Genomic DNA, 14,828 nt, shown 5'->3' with positions numbered 1-14,828 from the left:
AGGACCCACTATGTTTGGCTCAGCTAAATTAAACGGCGCGAACGCTTACGCTCGCGTCAGCGAAGAAACCGGGGTGAGCTCGGCCAATCCGCACAAGCTCATCGTCATGCTGTATGACGGTGCCATTGTTGCGATCGGCAATGCGATCAATCAGATGCGCAAGAAAGAAATCGCCGCCAAAGGCAAATCGATCTCGCATGCGATTTCCATCATCGACAACGGTTTGCGCGCCAGCTTAGACAAACAAGCCGGCGGTGACATCGCCATTAATCTCGATGCGCTGTATGAATACATGAGCACACAATTATTTTTAGCCAATGCAAAAAATGATGAAAGCTTGCTCGCCGAGGTGCAAACCTTGTTACGCGATTTGAAAACCACTTGGGAAGCGATTGCGCCGGCTGCGCCGATAGTGGCTCAAAGCGCCCAGGTCATGCCGAATTTCGATCCTTTACAACCCCGCGCAGTGCACGTCTTTGAGGCATAACCGACTATGGAAAGCTTAGAAATCATCACGCTGTATGAACATATCGCCGTCATTACCGACCAAATGTTGCATGCTGCTCGTGAGCGCGACTGGGAATTACTGACGCGCTTGGAATCTGATTGCAGCAGTAAAGTGCAGACGATACGCGATGGCGAGTCGGGCGGCTTTCTTTCGCCGGAACAGAAGGAAAGAAAAATTCGCGTGATAAAGAAAATTCTCGCGCATGACAAGGAAATTCGCGACATTACTGAGCCGTGGATGGAAGAATTGTCCAACTTGATCAATACTTCGCGTACTTCGCATAAGTTAAATCATGCGTATGGTGCCGGACACGGTGTCTGAGCAGCCATGGCATGATTGAGGGTCTCGACAGTGCGGCGCGGACGCCGCTGGCAAGCGTCGCCGGTGCCAGCAAAAGCGTGGTACTGCTCGGACCGGCTGAGGCGCTGAGCCATTTGAGCAGCACTACTGAGCTCAAAGCACAAGTACTGAGCCAACTGGCAGATGGTAGCTTCGAAGTTGATCTGGCTGGCAGCCGGCTGCATATGCTGCTGCCGGCTGGCAGCCAAGTCGGCGACAACTTAGCCATGCGCCTGACCAATAGCACACCGCCCGGCTTAAGCCTCAGCACGCCGGGCATGCTCACTGCTGAAACGAAATCTGCCGCCACCAACAGCACCGCAGCGACGGCGCTGGCAGCGAGTCTGGCAGCCAGCAGCACCAGCGCCCTTCCCACCTCGGCCAGTAGCCGAACCACCTTGAGCGACGCCAGTCGACTGATCAACTTACTGCTGCAACTGCCCTCGGCAGCGCCGCCGGCGGCCAGCGAACCGGTGCTGACCCATGCCGACTTGCTCGCTGATTCAAGCAGTACGGCGGCAGCCTTGCAACAGCAGATTACGCAAAGCGGGGTGTTTTATGAATCGCATCTGGCGCAGTGGGCGACCGGACAAAAACCGCTGCACGAGGTATTACAAGAGCCGCAAGCACACCTGCCCAGCTTAGCGGCGACGGCTTGGAGTGACAGTGCCGCGACCGATAGTGCCGACCACAGCATACGCAGCCTGGTGCAACAACAATTACAAACCCTCGATGATCAAACCCTGCGCTGGCGCGGCGACATCTTCCCCGGCCAAGCGCTGGAGTGGGATATTCGGCGCGAGCGTGGCACGGCAAAAGCGCCCAAAGCCGGCCCCGCCGAAGAACAATGGCAAAGTGTGCTGCGTTTGGACATGCCGAATCTGGGGCCAGTGCAGGCGCTCTTGACGCTGCGCGGACAAACCCTGCAATTACGTTTGCAAGCCCCCGATGCGGCGGTGGCCACGGCACTCAGTGCGGCCACACCGACACTGAGCGCCGCATTGGCCCAAGCCGCCGGCATGCCGGCGATGATCACGGTACAATCTTGAGCACGCCTGCCGAACCGAAAAAAACTGCGGTCGCCCTCAGCTACGAAGCCGGTGCCGGTGCGCCGCGCGTGGTTGCCAAAGGTAAGGGTTTGGTGGCGGAACAAATCATTGCGCGCGCCAAAGAACACGGAATTGCCGTGCATGAGTCGAAAGAGTTGGTATCATTGCTCATGAAAGTAGACTTGGATGCAGATATTCCACCTTTGCTGTATCTGGCTGTTGCAGAACTGCTCGCTTGGCTTTACCATGTCGACACCGAAAAATCGGGGACACTGAAACAGATCGACCGCACCACCCCCTGATCTGTTTTAGTTTTGACAGCACATAACTCACGAAAAATATGCAACCTTCGCCGTCCCTAGGGACTGAAAATCAAAGTCCGTTTCAAGTTGACTCACGTCGGGAGATCATTTCTCTGCTGCGTGGATTAAAAGATAATAATCAGTTGATCAGCATGCTCATCAACAGCGGATCGGAAGTCTATCTGACCTCGATACTCGAGATCGATGACACCAATAACAGTGTCATCGTCGACAGCGCCCCCAGCCAATTGGCCAATCAACGCATCGTCGAAGCACCGCGGGTCTCGTTCGAGGGCTTGCTCGACAAGATAGGGATACAGTTTTCCACCACGGGTGCGGTGCGTACCGATTTTGAAAATCGCCCGGCGCTGCAATTTTCTATCCCGGCCAGCATCATCCGCCTGCAAAGACGCGAAAATTATCGTATTAACACGCCGCTGTCGACCCCGCTCAAGGCCAGTTTTCATCTCGATACCGAGGGTCAGAGCGAAGTACTGAAATTATCTTTGGTCGATATCAGTTGCGGCGGCATTGCCGTGCTTGATGAGAAACGCCAGCTCGATTGCAGCGTCGGCCAAACTTATGAACATTGCAAGGTCGAATTACCGGGCATAGGCTTAGTCGATGTCAGCTTGCAGATCCGGAATTCGCAAGATTTGATTTTATTGAATGGCAAAACCAACCGACGTGTCGGCTGTCAGTTCATTAATTTATCCAACTCTGTCTTGTCCAGCATCCAGCGCTACATCATGAAGTTGGAACGTGAACGCAATTCCAAGCTGACCGGCATACGCTGAAAAAAAAGCGCGCGGCCTGGATAAGGCAGCGCGCTTTCTATCTTAGTAAAATAGCAGGAACTATATCTGCATACTCATGATGTCGTGATACGCAGACACCAGCTTATTGCGCACCTGTACCGTGGTTTGGAACGAGATGCTCGCCTTTTGCATCGAAATCATCACATCGGCCAAACTGACCTTATCGTCGCCGAGCGCAAATTTTTCCCCTAACTTCTGCGAATCACTCTGCACTTGATTGACTTGGTCGAGTGTCGCCTTCAAGGTATCGGCAAAATTAACTTTCGACGGTGCCGCTTGCGCGGCCGTACCAACCGGCTGCACCGCCGGCTCCATTTTGGCGGCCGCTGCCTTCAGTTGCGCCACCATTGCATCAATCTGGCTGCGATCTATGCCACCGACATTCATATTTTCCTCCCGCATAGTATAAGCATGATGTGACCAAGCTTAGCACTGTCACTTACGGGCATTTGTCCGAGCAGAGCGGGAAAAGCAGGTGTTCTCAGCGAATTGAATTGGCCAAACCGGTCCACAATCAGCAACAGGGAAAAAACCACAACGGCTGATAAAATGCTGCAATCTATTTCAAGTTCCACAACGGGCAAGGTAATGTATGGCAACCGCTGAAACGACGCTGATGGGCGGCGATGTACCGCCTGAGTTACCAAAAATTTTCGGCTTAGCGCAAACGCCAGGCGTACGCACGGCCCTGCTCTCGGCCGGGGCTGCCTTGGTGCTGGCGATTATGGTCGGGGTGTGGATGTGGAGCCAGCAACCCGATTACAAAGTCTTGTTTTCCAATTTCACCGACCGCGATGGCGGTGCCATCGTCGCATCGTTGCAGCAGATGAATGTGCCTTACAAGTACTCGGAATCGGGCGGAGCGATCTTGGTACCGGCCAGTCAAGTACATGATGCGCGCCTCAAATTGGCCGCGCAAGGCTTACCGAAAGGTGGCAATGTCGGTTTTGAATTAATGGAAAACCAAAAACTCGGTATTTCGCAATTTCTCGAACAAGTCAATTTTCAACGCGCACTTGAAGGCGAGTTGGCACGCTCAATCCAAGCGGTGTCGGCCGTCCAAGCGGCACGCGTGCATTTGGCCATGCCAAAATCGTCGGTCTTCATTCGCGATCAACAAAAACCCACCGCTTCGGTGCTGTTGAATCTGTATCCTGGTCGCATTCTCGACCAACAACAAGTCAGCGCCATCTTGCATTTGGTGGCCAGCAGCGTACCCGAGTTGTCGCCGAAAAGCGTGTCGATCATCGATCAAAATGGCAATCTGTTATCAGATATGTCGAAACAGAATGGCAATAACAACCTCGACCCTTCACAACTCAAGTATGTGCAAGATTTCCAGGAAAATATTGTCAAACGCATAGAATCGATCATCAGCCCTATCGTCGGGGCCCATAATGTTCGCGCCGAAGCCACTGCCGATATCGATTTTTCACGCAGCGAACAGGCGGCCGAAACCTATCGGCCGAACTCGCCACCGGAAAGTTCGACTATCCGTAGTCAACAATCGAGTGAAAGTTTTAATAAAAATAACAGCGCCAGCGGCGTACCCGGGGCCTTGTCAAATCAGCCGCCGGCCCCGGCTACAGCACCGATCGTCGCTCCCGGCGGGGCCACTGCCAGCGCCGCTTCAAATACTGGTTTGCAACAGAAAGACACGACCACCAATTACGAAGTCGACAAAACTATTCGCTACACCCAACAAAACATGGGGGGCGTGAAGCGTTTGTCGGTCGCCGTCGTGGTCAATTACAAATCGGAAACCGATAAGAATGGCAAAATCATTACACGAGCGCTGACCGATATCGAAAAAGCGCAAATTACCGATTTAGCCCAGGAAGCGATGGGCTTCAATAAAGACCGCGGCGACACGCTCAATGTAGTCAATAGCCCGTTCGCCGGCCAAGAAAAAGATATCATTGCCGACTTACCATTCTGGAAACAAGCGGGCAGCTTGGAATTGGCTAAAGAATTCGGCAAATATCTGCTCGCTGCCATCGTGCTGGCTTACCTGTTTTTCGGTTTTCTCAAACCCATGCTGTATAAAATCATGGGCAAAGACAAAGCCGAAGAAGAAGCCAAGGCCAAGGCCGCGGCCGAAGAGGAAGAAGAAAAACAAGCGGAGGCACTGCGTGAAGCGGCCGAAGCAGAGGAAGATGATGATACAGTAGTGCAACTTTCGGGCGAAGATGCACAACATGCGGCAAAACAGGGCAATAGTTACGACACGAATCTGGCGTTTGCGCGCGAATTAGCATCGCAAGATCCGAAAATTGTCGCCAACGTAATCAAGACATGGGTAAATAATGAGTGACGAAGGCGTACAAAAGGCGGCGACTTTTTTACTGGCACTGGGCGAAGACGGTGCCGCTGAAGTAATGAAGTTCCTCGGCCCACGCGAAGTACAGAAAATCGGTGCCGCCATGGCGACCATCGGTGCGATTCCGCATGAACGCATCGCGGTGGTACTCGAACAGTTCAAGGCCGTAGCCGATATCAGCTCCTCGGTTGGGCTCGATTCCGATGAATACATCCGCAATGTGTTGACTAAGGCGCTGGGCGACGACAAGGCTTCCTCACTGCTCAATCGCATCCTCGGCGGTAAAGACGCCAGCGGCATCGAAAGCCTGAAATGGATGGATTCGCCATCGGTGGCCGAATTGATCAAGAATGAACATCCGCAGATTGTTGCCACCATCTTAGTCCATCTGGAAAGCGATCAAGCCTGCGAAATCTTGAATAATTTCTCGGAACGTTTGCGTAACGATGTGGTGCTGCGTATCGCCACCCTCGACGGCATCCAACCAACCGCCCTGCGCGAACTCAATGACGTACTGACCAAATTATTAACCGGCAATGAAAGCCTGAAGAAAAAATCCATAGGCGGAGTTCGTGCGGCAGCCGAAATTCTGAACTTCATGAGCGGCGAAAACGAAGCCTCGGTGATGGACAATCTGCGCAAATATGATGGCGATATGGCCGAAAAAATCATGGATGAAATGTTCGTCTTCGACAACATCATGGAAATCGATGACAAAGGCATACAACTGCTGTTACGCGAAGTGCAGTCTGATTCGCTGATCATCGCCTTGAAAGGCGCGAATCAAGATATGCGCGAAAAAATCTTCAAAAATATGTCGCAACGCGCCTCGGAAATGATGCGCGAAGATTTGGAATCGAAAGGTCCGGTGCGCTTGTCCGAAGTCGAAACCCAACAGAAGCAGATACTGCTGATCGTGCGCCGCTTGGCCGATGAAGGCCAGATCATGCTCGGCTCAAAAGGCGAAGATTCGTATGTCTAAGCTCCTGCATCCCGATGTGTCGGCCTACCAACGCTGGGAAATGGCCTCGTTTGGCGACACTCGCCCCAGTCACTTGGCGCACATCGAAGAGCAACAGCAGCAGCAAGTGATCGTGACACCGCCACCAGTGGTGCTGAGCCAAGCCGAAATCGATGCCATTCGCAACGAGGCGCAGCAAGCAGGCTATGCCACCGGCTACCAGGAAGCCTATGAAAAAGGCTTACGCGAAGGCCAGGAAGCCGGTTATCAAGCGGCCGACGCCAGTATGCAGCCGGAAATCGAACTCATGCATGCACTGGCACAGCGCTTCAGCACCCAAGTCAGCAGTGCTGCCAAAGACACCGGCCATCAATTGCTGGCACTGGCACTCGATTTAGCCCACAGCATGCTGAAAACCCAACTCGATATCGAGCCGGCCTTGATCCTGCCTATCATCGAAGACGCCATCGAACAGCTGCCGACGGTACAATTGCCGGCGCAAATACTGCTGCATCCTGACGATGCCGCACTGGTTAAAAAACTCGCTGGTGAACGCTTCCTCGAAGCCGGTTGGCGTATCAGCGGCGACGCCAATATGACACGTGGCGACTGCCTGCTCGAAACCGCCAGCAATCTGGTCGACGCCAGCTTAAGCACACGCTGGGAGCGCCTGACCGCCGCGCTGCGCCAAGTCGAAACCGAGGCAGCATGAGCAGCGCCAGCGAGACAGATTTCACCAGCAGTTGGCAAGGCTTGTTACAGCGTAGCCAAAGCCGCGCCGCCGCCAATTCCAGCACACCCATCGCCGGCAAGGTCACCAAGGTCACCGGCTTGGTGATGGAAGCGGTAGGCTTACGCCTGCCGGTCGGCAGCGCCTGTGAAATTCATTTAACCAGCGGTGCCACGGTCGATGCCGAAGTGGTCGGTTTCGATGGCGATCGCCTGTTTCTCATGCCGCATAGCGACCTCGAAGGGGTCACCCCGGGCGCACCGGTGTTTGCCGCCGCCATCGCCGCCCAAGCCGATGGCCGACCGGGCGACCGCAGCCGTAAGCTACCGGTTGGTTACCAATTACTCGGGCGCGTACTAGATGGTAACGGTCGCGCCCTCGATACCCTCGGCCCGCTCAACACCACCACCTCGGCCACCTTGGCGGCGCGCATTTATAATCCGCTCGAACGTGCCCCGATTGTCGAAACGCTTGATGTCGGGGTACGCGCCATCAACAGTATGCTCAGCGTCGGACGCGGCCAGCGACTCGGCCTGTTTGCCGGTTCCGGCGTCGGCAAAAGCGTTTTGCTCGGCATGATGGCACGCTACACCACCGCCGACGTCATCGTAGTGGGCTTGATCGGTGAGCGCGGCCGCGAGGTCAAAGAATTCATCGAACAAATTCTCGGCCCCGAAGGTCTGGCCCGTTCGGTAGTCGTGGCGGCCCCGGCCGATGCCGCTCCGCTGCTACGCTTACAAGGCGCCGCCTATGCCACCACGATTGCCGAATATTTCCGCGATCAAGGGCACAGCGTCTTATTGATCATGGATTCGCTGACCCGCTATGCCATGGCTCAGCGCGAAATCGCCCTGGCCATCGGCGAACCGCCCGCCACCAAGGGCTACCCACCTTCGGTATTTGCCAAATTGCCGGTGTTGGTGGAACGCGCCGGTAACGGCAAAGAAGGCGGTGGCTCGATCACCGCTTTCTATACCGTACTGACCGAGGGCGATGATCAACAAGATCCGATCGCCGATGCGGCGCGCGCGATTCTCGATGGTCATATCGTCCTCAACCGGACGCTGGCAGAAAGTGGCCATTACCCGGCCATCGATATCGAACAATCGATCAGTCGCGCCATGCACAGCATCACCGACCCTGAGCATCAACAACTGTCGCGCCGTCTCAAGCAATTGTATTCGCGGTATGAGCGCAGTCGCGACCTCATCAGCGTCGGCGCGTATGCCCCCGGCTCTGACCCCTTGCTTGATGAAGCCATCCGTCTGCAACCGCGGATTACCGCCTTTTTGCAGCAAGACATACTACAAAAGTGCAGCATAAGCGAGAGCTTGGCAGGACTTCGGGCTCTGTTCCAAGCATAGCCCGGCGCGGCATTGACCTATACTCCTTCTTATGGCACACAAGTCCCCGCTGGAAACCTTGATAGAACTGGCACAAAAGGATACCGAAGCCGCGGCGAAACAGCTCGGCAAGGCCATCCGTGCGCAGGAAGAAACGCAGAGTAAGCTGACCATGCTGCTGCAATATCGCGACGATTACGATGCGAATTTTCAGCAACGCGCCGCCGCCGGTCTGTCAGCCAGCCAGTACGGTAATTTTCTCAGTTTTTTGGGCAAACTTGATGACGCCGTCAGCGGCCAGAAAAAAGTTATCAGCGATGCCGAGCGCAAGGTCGAATTTGCCAAAAGCAGTTGGCAGCAGTGTGAGAAAAAGCGCCTGTCTTACCGCACACTCGATGAGCGTGCCAAATCAGTGCAGCAACATAAAGAGGCTAAACGCGAGCAGAAACAAACCGATGAATTTGCCGCCCGCAGCTATTTTTACAAAACCTAAGTCTTTTTCCTAACGGTCTCATGATGCCAACGATAAATATTGCCAGCACACCGGCCCTGCAAGCTGCCGCACCAGCCAGTCGCAATCCGGCCGAGAGCAGCGCAGACACATCGTTCAATCGCATATTGAAGCGCGAAATCACGACTAGCAAACTCAATCAAAGCAATCAAACCGCCGCAACCAATAGCAGTAATCAACAAGCCAGCGCCACTGCCAATGAGCAGCTGCGCAAACAGGCGGCGGCATCGGTACCAGCAGACAGCACAATGCCGGCAACAGCGCCGACAACAGCAACAGCGTCCACGAGCAGTAGCAAAAAAACCACGGACACGGACAGCACTGAAGATAGTGATCCAAGCAGCAACACCGCTGCCAGCGACAGTGTGCATCCGCTGTTAGTGCTATTCGGTGCGATGAGCGAAGTTGCCAAACCAGTAGACCCGCCCACTGTAGCGAGTACCTCGGCGACACCAAGTGATCTGCGTGGCGTAGTGAGCAGCTCAACAGCACCAAGCGATCTGCCCAGCTTAGCGAGTACCGCACCAACACCAAGCGATCTGCCCAGCTTAGCGAGCGCCGCACCGACACCAAGCGATCCATCCAGCGTAGCGAGCACCCCAGCGATGCCACCCGATCCGCGCGAGGTAGTGAGCACGCCAGCGATGCGAGCGATACCAGCGCCGACTATCGACTCGGCAACGACTGATGCCGCCACCGATGCCAGCAAGCTGGCAGCAACTGCATTGAGTGCCAGCCTCAGCGCCAACACCGACAGCAAAAAGACCAGCGCCAGCGCCAAAAACTCACCGGCCGTCAGCAATTTTTCCGCCAGCTTGACGGCCCAAGACCAGGCCACCAACGCGCCGCCAGACATCACCGACACACACAGCAGCGACACCAGCAGCGCGAGCACCCAGCTGGCGCCAGCGCTCAGTGCCGCGCTCGGCACCGTGAAAGCGGAGGTAACACCGGAATTGTCGCCCGCAGCACTGGAAAAACCAACAGACACGCCGATCAGCGCTGCTGCGGCCCCAAGCGCTACCCTCACTACCCTGCCCGACCCGAGCTTGGCCGCCGCGACGGCGCTCAAACATGTGCCGCAAGCGTTGGGTAACCCAGGCTGGGATAAAGCAATAGGACAAAAAGTGTTGTGGATGGTGGGTGCCAGCATCCATTCAGCGGAATTAAGCCTCAATCCGCCCGATCTCGGCCCCTTACAGGTGGTCTTGAAGATCAGTAACGAGCAAGCGAGTGCCTCATTTACCACGGCACAGCCGGAAGTGCGTGCCGCGCTCGAAGCCTCGCTGCCGAAACTGCGGCAAATGATGAGTGAAGCTGGAATAGAGTTATCTGGTTTTGCGGTCAATACCGGTTCGGCTGGTGCCGGTCAACAAGGCAATGCCTACCGTGCGCCACAAACACCGCAATACAGCGGCAACAGCGGCAAGGACAGTCTGCCAGTAGTGAGCGGCGCAGCAACAAACGTGCAAAAGTTCAGCTCGCGCATAGGAGAAGTCGATACTTTCGCCTGAAAATCGGGATAGCCAATGGCAAATTTGCAGAAATTTAACAGGAACTTGATCAGACACCGTGCAGTCGCTGCTTCAAATTGCCACTCAAGCATGTAGAATGACGAGGTATATGACTTAGCAAACAAGAACGCTCGGAAAAACAAGTCCGGCAAGAATTCGGCGCGGTCGGAAAAATTATTTTGTGGCAATTCTGCCTGGCTTGAGGATAAACATGGCAAAAAAACCTGCGAAAGCAGCTCCAGAACACGCTGAGGCAGCGCCAGCTGGAAAGTCGAAAAAGAAACTGATCATCATCATTCTGGCTGCAGTTCTGCTGTTGGCCGGTTTGGGCGGCGGTGCTGTATTCTTTTTATCGAAGAAAAATGCCGGTGCTAAAGAAAAAGAACATAAAACCGAAGTCGCCAAGCCAGCCGTTTTTCTGCCTCTGGAACCGTTTACCGTCAACTTGCAATCCGACGGCAATGATAAGTATTTGCAAATAACCATGACGGTCGAAGTCGAAGGCGAAGAACAAGTCAATGTGATCAAAGCGAATATGCCGCAAGTGCGCAGTCGTTTGTTACTGCTGTTATCGAGTAAAGACGCGAGTGAAATCATTTCCAACGAGGGTAAAGACAAACTGGTGGAAGAAATCATGGAAAAAATCAGTCAGCCGTTTACTGCCAAGGGCGAACCGCAAAAAGTCAGCGGCGTGTATTTCACTTCCTTCATAGTGCAGTAAGATCATGTCCGATAACTTTCTCTCCCAAGAAGAAGTCGATGCCCTGCTCAAGGGCGTCACGGGAGATCAAGATGATTCGCAGTCGCAGGAAGATACTTCCGGGGTTCGACCATATAATTTGGCCACCCAGGAACGTATCGTTCGCGGCCGTATGCCTACGCTGGAAATCATCAACGAACGTTTCGCTCGACTGCTGCGCATAGGCTTGTTCAATTTTCTGCGGCGCAGTGCTGAAGTCTCAGTCGGTACCGTGCGCGTGTCGAAATACAGTGAATTCATCCGCAACTTGGTCGTGCCAACCAATTTGAATCTGGTACACATGAAACCCTTGCGTGGTACCTCGCTCATCGTGCTCGATCCCGGTTTGGTCTTCTTGATAGTCGACAATCTGTTCGGTGGCGATGGCCGCTTCCATACCCGGGTCGAAGGGCGCGATTTCACCCAAACCGAGCAGCGCATCATTCAGCGCATACTCGAAATTGTGTTCGAAACCTATTCAAAATCCTGGGAGCCGGTGTATCCGATTGAATTCGAATATATCCGCTCAGAAATGAATACCCAGTTTGCCAATATCGCCACCCCTAATGAAGTCGTGGTTTCGACCACATTTACGATAGAACTTGGGCCGGTCAGCGGTGAAATGCATATCTGCATGCCGTACTCGACGATAGAACCGATACGCGACATCCTCACCTCGAGCTTGCAAGGCGAAACGCTGGAAATCGACAAACGTTGGGTGCGCCTGATGACGCAGCAAATCCAAATTGCCGAAGTAGAAATCGTCGCCGACCTGGGTACTGCCCGCATCACTCTGGGCGACATACTCAATATGAAAACCGGTGACATCATTCCATTCCATGTACCGGAACTGCTGTCGGCCAAGGTCGACGGCACCCCTGTCATGGAATGCAAATACGGTGTATTTAACGGCCAATACGCCTTACGCGTCGAGAAGCTGATCAACTCGAGCGTACACGAAGTAGCACAAGGAGAGAACCATGGATGAAAATACCGAAGTCCCGATCAGCGAAGACGACTGGGGCGCGGCAATTGCCGAGCAAGAAAAAGCCGAAGCGGCCGCCAGCCAAAAAACCGAAGCTCCGGCCAGTGCCGCCATCTTCAAAGAATTCAGCGGCAGCAAAGGTGTCCATACCGAAACCCACAACGATATCGATTTTATTCTCGATATCCCGGTGCAGTTGACGGTGGAATTGGGGCGCACTAAAATCGCCATTAAAAATCTGCTGCAATTAGCACAAGGCTCGGTGGTCGAACTCGACGGCATGGCCGGCGAACCGATGGATGTGCTGGTCAACGGCTGCCTGATCGCTCAAGGCGAGGTGGTGGTGGTCAATGATAAGTTCGGCATACGCCTGACCGATATCGTGACACCGGCTGAACGCATACGCAAACTCAATAAATAATGAATCGTACTCGCTTACTTTACTGTATCGCCTTGGCGCTGGCCAGCGGCAGCAGCATGGCGGCCGAAGCGGCCGCAGTCGCACCGGCCATCACCCCGGCCATCGGTTTCAGCCAAATCACCTTGGCCTTGCTGTTGGTGTTGGCATTACTGTTCGGTGGCACTTGGCTACTCAAGCGCATGGGGCCTATCGCGCAAGCCAATAAACTCAATCTCAAAGTGGTCGCCGGCATCAGTATCGGCAATCGTGAGCGCGTGATGGTGGTCGAAGTGGGCGATCAGTGGCTGATACTCGGCGTGACCGCCAATCAAATCAACCATCTCGGCAATTTACCGAAACAAGAAGGCGTGAGCGCCGATGCGACACTGGTCGGCGGACCGTTTCAGGCTTGGCTCAGCCGGACTATCGAACAACGCAAACAAGCGCGCGACGACAGCAAACCAGGTTCGCCGACATGAAAACACTGCGGCCGACGCTACTGCTCCCGCTCGCCTTGCTGAGCCTGCTGCTCACCGTACCTGAATTGGCGCAAGCGGCCGGCGGTTTGCCAGCCATCAGCGCAACACCGGCAACCGGCGGCGGACAGAACTATTCACTGAGCATACAAACGCTGCTGTTTCTATCGGCACTCAGCTTCATTCCGGCGGCGCTGTTGATGATGACCAGCTTCACCCGCATCATCATCGTGCTGTCGATGCTGCGCCAAGCCTTGGGCACCCAATCAGCACCGCCGAATCAAGTGATGATCGGCTTGTCACTGTTCCTGACCTTGTTCGTGATGGGGCCGGTGTTCGATAAAATCTATACCGACGCGTATCTGCCGTTCTCGCAAGAAAAAATCAGCATGATGGATGCAGTCGACAAAGGCGGCGTACCGCTGAAACAATTCATGATGAAGCAAACCCGTCAATCCGACTTGGCACTGTATGTCAAACTGTCGAATTCGCCAGCCTTACAAGGCCCGGAAGATGTCACGTTCCGCGTCTTGATTCCGGCTTTCATCACCAGTGAATTGAAAACCGCATTTCAAATCAGTTTCGCGATTTTCATTCCCTTCCTCATCATCGACATGGTCGTCGCCAGTGTGCTGATGTCGATGGGGATGATGATGGTATCGCCGTCTATTGTCTCGCTACCGTTTAAACTGATGCTGTTCGTACTGGTCGATGGCTGGCAGTTGATCATCGGTTCGCTGGCACAAAGTTTTTACTGAAAATGGCCATGACTCCCGACAATGTGATGACACTGGGCATGCAAGCCATTGAAGTCACGCTCATGGTTTCGGCACCTTTGCTGCTGGTGGCTCTGGTGATCGGTTTGATCGTCAGTATTTTTCAAGCCGCCACCCAAATCAATGAAACCACCCTGTCCTTCATTCCCAAGTTAGTGGGCATCTTTGCCACACTGATCATTGCCGGCCCATGGATGTTGACCATCCTGATGGATTACATGCGGCAAATGTTTACCAGCATCGCCACCATGGCCGGATGAGGCAATGATCTCCTTCACCAGTAACGAATTGCTGGCGCTCTTGACCTCCTTTTTGTGGCCATTGACCCGCATCCTCGGACTGATCGCGATTGCTCCTCCATTCGGCAACAGTTCCATCCCGGTCCAAGTCAAGCTCGCGCTCGGCGTGATGATCGCCCTGATCGTCGCCCCCACCATGCCAGCTCTGCCCGGGGCCGATCCGATGTCACTCACCGGCATCATGATTCTGGCTCAGCAACTGGTGATAGGCTTGGGCATGGGCTTTGTGATGCGCTTAGTGTTTGCCGCCATCGAACTGGCCGGTGAACTCTCGGCCACCACCATGGGCCTGGGCTTCGCCTCGTTTTTCGATCCCCAAACTCAGGGCCGCTCTTCAGCACTGTCGCAATTTCTGGTACTGATCGCCACCTTATTGTTTTTCACCCTCAATATTCACATCGCCTTGATCAGTGCCCTGATCGAAAGTTTCAAAACCATACCCATTTCGACCACCTTGCAAAGTGGCTTTAATTTTTACCAATTGACGCTGTGGGGCGAACAAATTTTCATGACCGGCCTGCGCTTGGCACTGCCTATCGTCGCCGCCTTATTGTTGACCAACGTCGCACTCGGTATACTGACCCGTGCGGCACCCCAGCTCAATCTGTTCGGCATCGGCTTTCCGATCACGATAGGCGTCGGCTTTCTGATGCTGGCCCTGATTTTGCCGTATTTGGCCATGCCGATGGAAAATCTGTTCCATCTCGGCTTGGATACGATACTTAATCTCAAGCAAGCCATTCCAAAAAGTTGATCAG

At 54.3% G+C, this 14,828-nt stretch carries 19 protein-coding genes; 18 read left to right on the top strand and 1 reads right to left on the bottom strand.

The window, feature by feature from the left end; genetic code table 11:
- Positions 1–10 precede the first annotated feature (10 nt).
- The 5 genes from fliS to RHM61_RS15020 are packed head-to-tail and all read left to right on the top strand — an operon-like array spanning position 11 to position 2,995.
- Positions 11–487: a flagellar export chaperone FliS gene (gene fliS / locus RHM61_RS15040; protein WP_322248111.1), complete on the top strand. Its 477-nt coding sequence runs from the start codon at positions 11–13 to the stop codon at positions 485–487.
- A gap of 6 nt (positions 488–493) precedes the next feature.
- Complete coding sequence (locus RHM61_RS15035; RefSeq protein WP_322248110.1) at positions 494–829, top strand: flagellar protein FliT; 336 nt, start codon at positions 494–496, stop codon at positions 827–829.
- Positions 830–840: 11 nt separating this feature from the next.
- Complete coding sequence (locus tag RHM61_RS15030) at positions 841–1,896, top strand: flagellar hook-length control protein FliK (RefSeq protein ID WP_322248109.1); 1,056 nt, start codon at positions 841–843, stop codon at positions 1,894–1,896.
- Entirely contained in the window at positions 1,893–2,198 is a 306-nt protein-coding gene (locus tag RHM61_RS15025; RefSeq protein ID WP_322248108.1) for an EscU/YscU/HrcU family type III secretion system export apparatus switch protein, read from the top strand. The genes RHM61_RS15030 and RHM61_RS15025 overlap by 4 nt, the downstream gene beginning before the upstream one ends.
- 38 nt (positions 2,199–2,236) lie before the next feature.
- Positions 2,237–2,995: a flagellar brake protein gene (locus tag RHM61_RS15020; protein WP_322248107.1), complete on the top strand. Its 759-nt coding sequence runs from the start codon at positions 2,237–2,239 to the stop codon at positions 2,993–2,995.
- 60 nt (positions 2,996–3,055) lie between these two features.
- Here RHM61_RS15020 and fliE read toward each other — a convergent pair whose 3' ends face one another.
- Complete coding sequence (gene fliE, locus RHM61_RS15015; protein ID WP_322248105.1) at positions 3,056–3,403, bottom strand: flagellar hook-basal body complex protein FliE; 348 nt, start codon at positions 3,401–3,403, stop codon at positions 3,056–3,058.
- A gap of 205 nt (positions 3,404–3,608) precedes the next feature.
- Here fliE and fliF point away from each other — a divergent pair, with 205 nt between their 5' ends.
- The 13 genes from fliF to fliR all read left to right on the top strand — a co-directional run bounded on the left by fliF (position 3,609) and on the right by fliR (position 14,824).
- Positions 3,609–5,330 (top strand): flagellar basal-body MS-ring/collar protein FliF, encoded by a 1,722-nt coding sequence (fliF, locus tag RHM61_RS15010; RefSeq protein ID WP_322248104.1) that lies wholly within the window; start codon positions 3,609–3,611, stop codon positions 5,328–5,330.
- Positions 5,323–6,318 (top strand): flagellar motor switch protein FliG, encoded by a 996-nt coding sequence (gene fliG, locus RHM61_RS15005; protein ID WP_322248103.1) that lies wholly within the window; start codon positions 5,323–5,325, stop codon positions 6,316–6,318. The genes fliF and fliG overlap by 8 nt, the downstream gene beginning before the upstream one ends.
- Positions 6,311–7,009 carry a flagellar assembly protein FliH gene (locus RHM61_RS15000; protein WP_322248102.1) on the top strand — a complete coding sequence of 233 codons (699 nt, stop codon included), beginning with the start codon at positions 6,311–6,313 and terminating at the stop codon, positions 7,007–7,009. Before fliG ends, RHM61_RS15000 begins: the two co-directional genes overlap by 8 nt.
- A complete protein-coding gene (gene fliI, locus RHM61_RS14995) occupies positions 7,006–8,391 on the top strand; it encodes a flagellar protein export ATPase FliI (RefSeq protein WP_322248101.1) in 1,386 nt (461 codons plus the stop codon). Before RHM61_RS15000 ends, fliI begins: the two co-directional genes overlap by 4 nt.
- Positions 8,392–8,422: 31 nt before the next feature.
- Entirely contained in the window at positions 8,423–8,863 is a 441-nt protein-coding gene (gene fliJ, locus RHM61_RS14990) for a flagellar export protein FliJ (protein WP_322248100.1), read from the top strand.
- A 23-nt stretch (positions 8,864–8,886) separates the two neighbouring features.
- Positions 8,887–10,395, top strand: a complete 1,509-nt coding sequence (locus tag RHM61_RS14985) for a flagellar hook-length control protein FliK (protein ID WP_322248099.1) — start codon at positions 8,887–8,889, stop codon at positions 10,393–10,395.
- 211 nt (positions 10,396–10,606) lie between these two features.
- Entirely contained in the window at positions 10,607–11,116 is a 510-nt protein-coding gene (gene fliL, locus RHM61_RS14980) for a flagellar basal body-associated protein FliL (protein WP_322248098.1), read from the top strand.
- 4 nt (positions 11,117–11,120) lie between these two features.
- Positions 11,121–12,122, top strand: coding sequence for a flagellar motor switch protein FliM (gene fliM, locus RHM61_RS14975; protein WP_322248097.1), 1,002 nt, complete (start codon positions 11,121–11,123; stop codon positions 12,120–12,122).
- Positions 12,115–12,540: a flagellar motor switch protein FliN gene (fliN, locus tag RHM61_RS14970; protein WP_322248096.1), complete on the top strand. Its 426-nt coding sequence runs from the start codon at positions 12,115–12,117 to the stop codon at positions 12,538–12,540. Before fliM ends, fliN begins: the two co-directional genes overlap by 8 nt.
- Entirely contained in the window at positions 12,540–12,998 is a 459-nt protein-coding gene (gene fliO, locus RHM61_RS14965; RefSeq protein WP_322248095.1) for a flagellar biosynthetic protein FliO, read from the top strand. Before fliN ends, fliO begins: the two co-directional genes overlap by 1 nt.
- On the top strand, positions 12,995–13,753 hold the full coding sequence (fliP, locus tag RHM61_RS14960) for a flagellar type III secretion system pore protein FliP (RefSeq protein ID WP_322248094.1): 759 nt from the start codon (positions 12,995–12,997) through the stop codon (positions 13,751–13,753). Before fliO ends, fliP begins: the two co-directional genes overlap by 4 nt.
- Before the next feature lie 8 nt (positions 13,754–13,761).
- Positions 13,762–14,031 (top strand): flagellar biosynthesis protein FliQ, encoded by a 270-nt coding sequence (gene fliQ / locus RHM61_RS14955; RefSeq protein WP_322248093.1) that lies wholly within the window; start codon positions 13,762–13,764, stop codon positions 14,029–14,031.
- Between the two features lie 4 nt (positions 14,032–14,035).
- Complete coding sequence (fliR, locus tag RHM61_RS14950) at positions 14,036–14,824, top strand: flagellar biosynthetic protein FliR (protein WP_322248092.1); 789 nt, start codon at positions 14,036–14,038, stop codon at positions 14,822–14,824.
- The last annotated feature ends 4 nt before the right edge of the window (positions 14,825–14,828 follow it).

The organism is Undibacterium sp. CCC3.4, from assembly GCF_034347425.1.
Lineage (GTDB): Bacteria > Pseudomonadota > Gammaproteobacteria > Burkholderiales > Burkholderiaceae_D > Undibacterium.
This window is presented reverse-complemented; position numbering and strand designations above follow the sequence as displayed.

Bases quoted from the DNA above. Each gene is read 5' to 3' on its own strand.
- fliQ (WP_322248093.1), top strand. From the start codon at position 13,762: ATGACTCCCGACAATGTGATGACACTGGGCATGCAAGCCATTGAAGTC.
- RHM61_RS15030 (WP_322248109.1), top strand. From the start codon at position 841: ATGATTGAGGGTCTCGACAGTGCGGCGCGGACGCCGCTGGCAAGCGTC.
- RHM61_RS15035 (WP_322248110.1), top strand. From the start codon at position 494: ATGGAAAGCTTAGAAATCATCACGCTGTATGAACATATCGCCGTCATT.
- fliL (WP_322248098.1), top strand. From the start codon at position 10,607: ATGGCAAAAAAACCTGCGAAAGCAGCTCCAGAACACGCTGAGGCAGCG.
- fliG (WP_322248103.1), top strand. From the start codon at position 5,323: ATGAGTGACGAAGGCGTACAAAAGGCGGCGACTTTTTTACTGGCACTG.
- fliF (WP_322248104.1), top strand. From the start codon at position 3,609: ATGGCAACCGCTGAAACGACGCTGATGGGCGGCGATGTACCGCCTGAG.
- fliN (WP_322248096.1), top strand. From the start codon at position 12,115: ATGGATGAAAATACCGAAGTCCCGATCAGCGAAGACGACTGGGGCGCG.
- fliM (WP_322248097.1), top strand. From the start codon at position 11,121: ATGTCCGATAACTTTCTCTCCCAAGAAGAAGTCGATGCCCTGCTCAAG.
- fliE (WP_322248105.1), bottom strand. From the start codon at position 3,403: ATGAATGTCGGTGGCATAGATCGCAGCCAGATTGATGCAATGGTGGCG.
- fliI (WP_322248101.1), top strand. From the start codon at position 7,006: ATGAGCAGCGCCAGCGAGACAGATTTCACCAGCAGTTGGCAAGGCTTG.
- fliO (WP_322248095.1), top strand. From the start codon at position 12,540: ATGAATCGTACTCGCTTACTTTACTGTATCGCCTTGGCGCTGGCCAGC.
- RHM61_RS14985 (WP_322248099.1), top strand. From the start codon at position 8,887: ATGCCAACGATAAATATTGCCAGCACACCGGCCCTGCAAGCTGCCGCA.
- RHM61_RS15020 (WP_322248107.1), top strand. From the start codon at position 2,237: ATGCAACCTTCGCCGTCCCTAGGGACTGAAAATCAAAGTCCGTTTCAA.
- fliP (WP_322248094.1), top strand. From the start codon at position 12,995: ATGAAAACACTGCGGCCGACGCTACTGCTCCCGCTCGCCTTGCTGAGC.
- fliR (WP_322248092.1), top strand. From the start codon at position 14,036: ATGATCTCCTTCACCAGTAACGAATTGCTGGCGCTCTTGACCTCCTTT.
- fliS (WP_322248111.1), top strand. From the start codon at position 11: ATGTTTGGCTCAGCTAAATTAAACGGCGCGAACGCTTACGCTCGCGTC.
- RHM61_RS15000 (WP_322248102.1), top strand. From the start codon at position 6,311: ATGTCTAAGCTCCTGCATCCCGATGTGTCGGCCTACCAACGCTGGGAA.
- fliJ (WP_322248100.1), top strand. From the start codon at position 8,423: ATGGCACACAAGTCCCCGCTGGAAACCTTGATAGAACTGGCACAAAAG.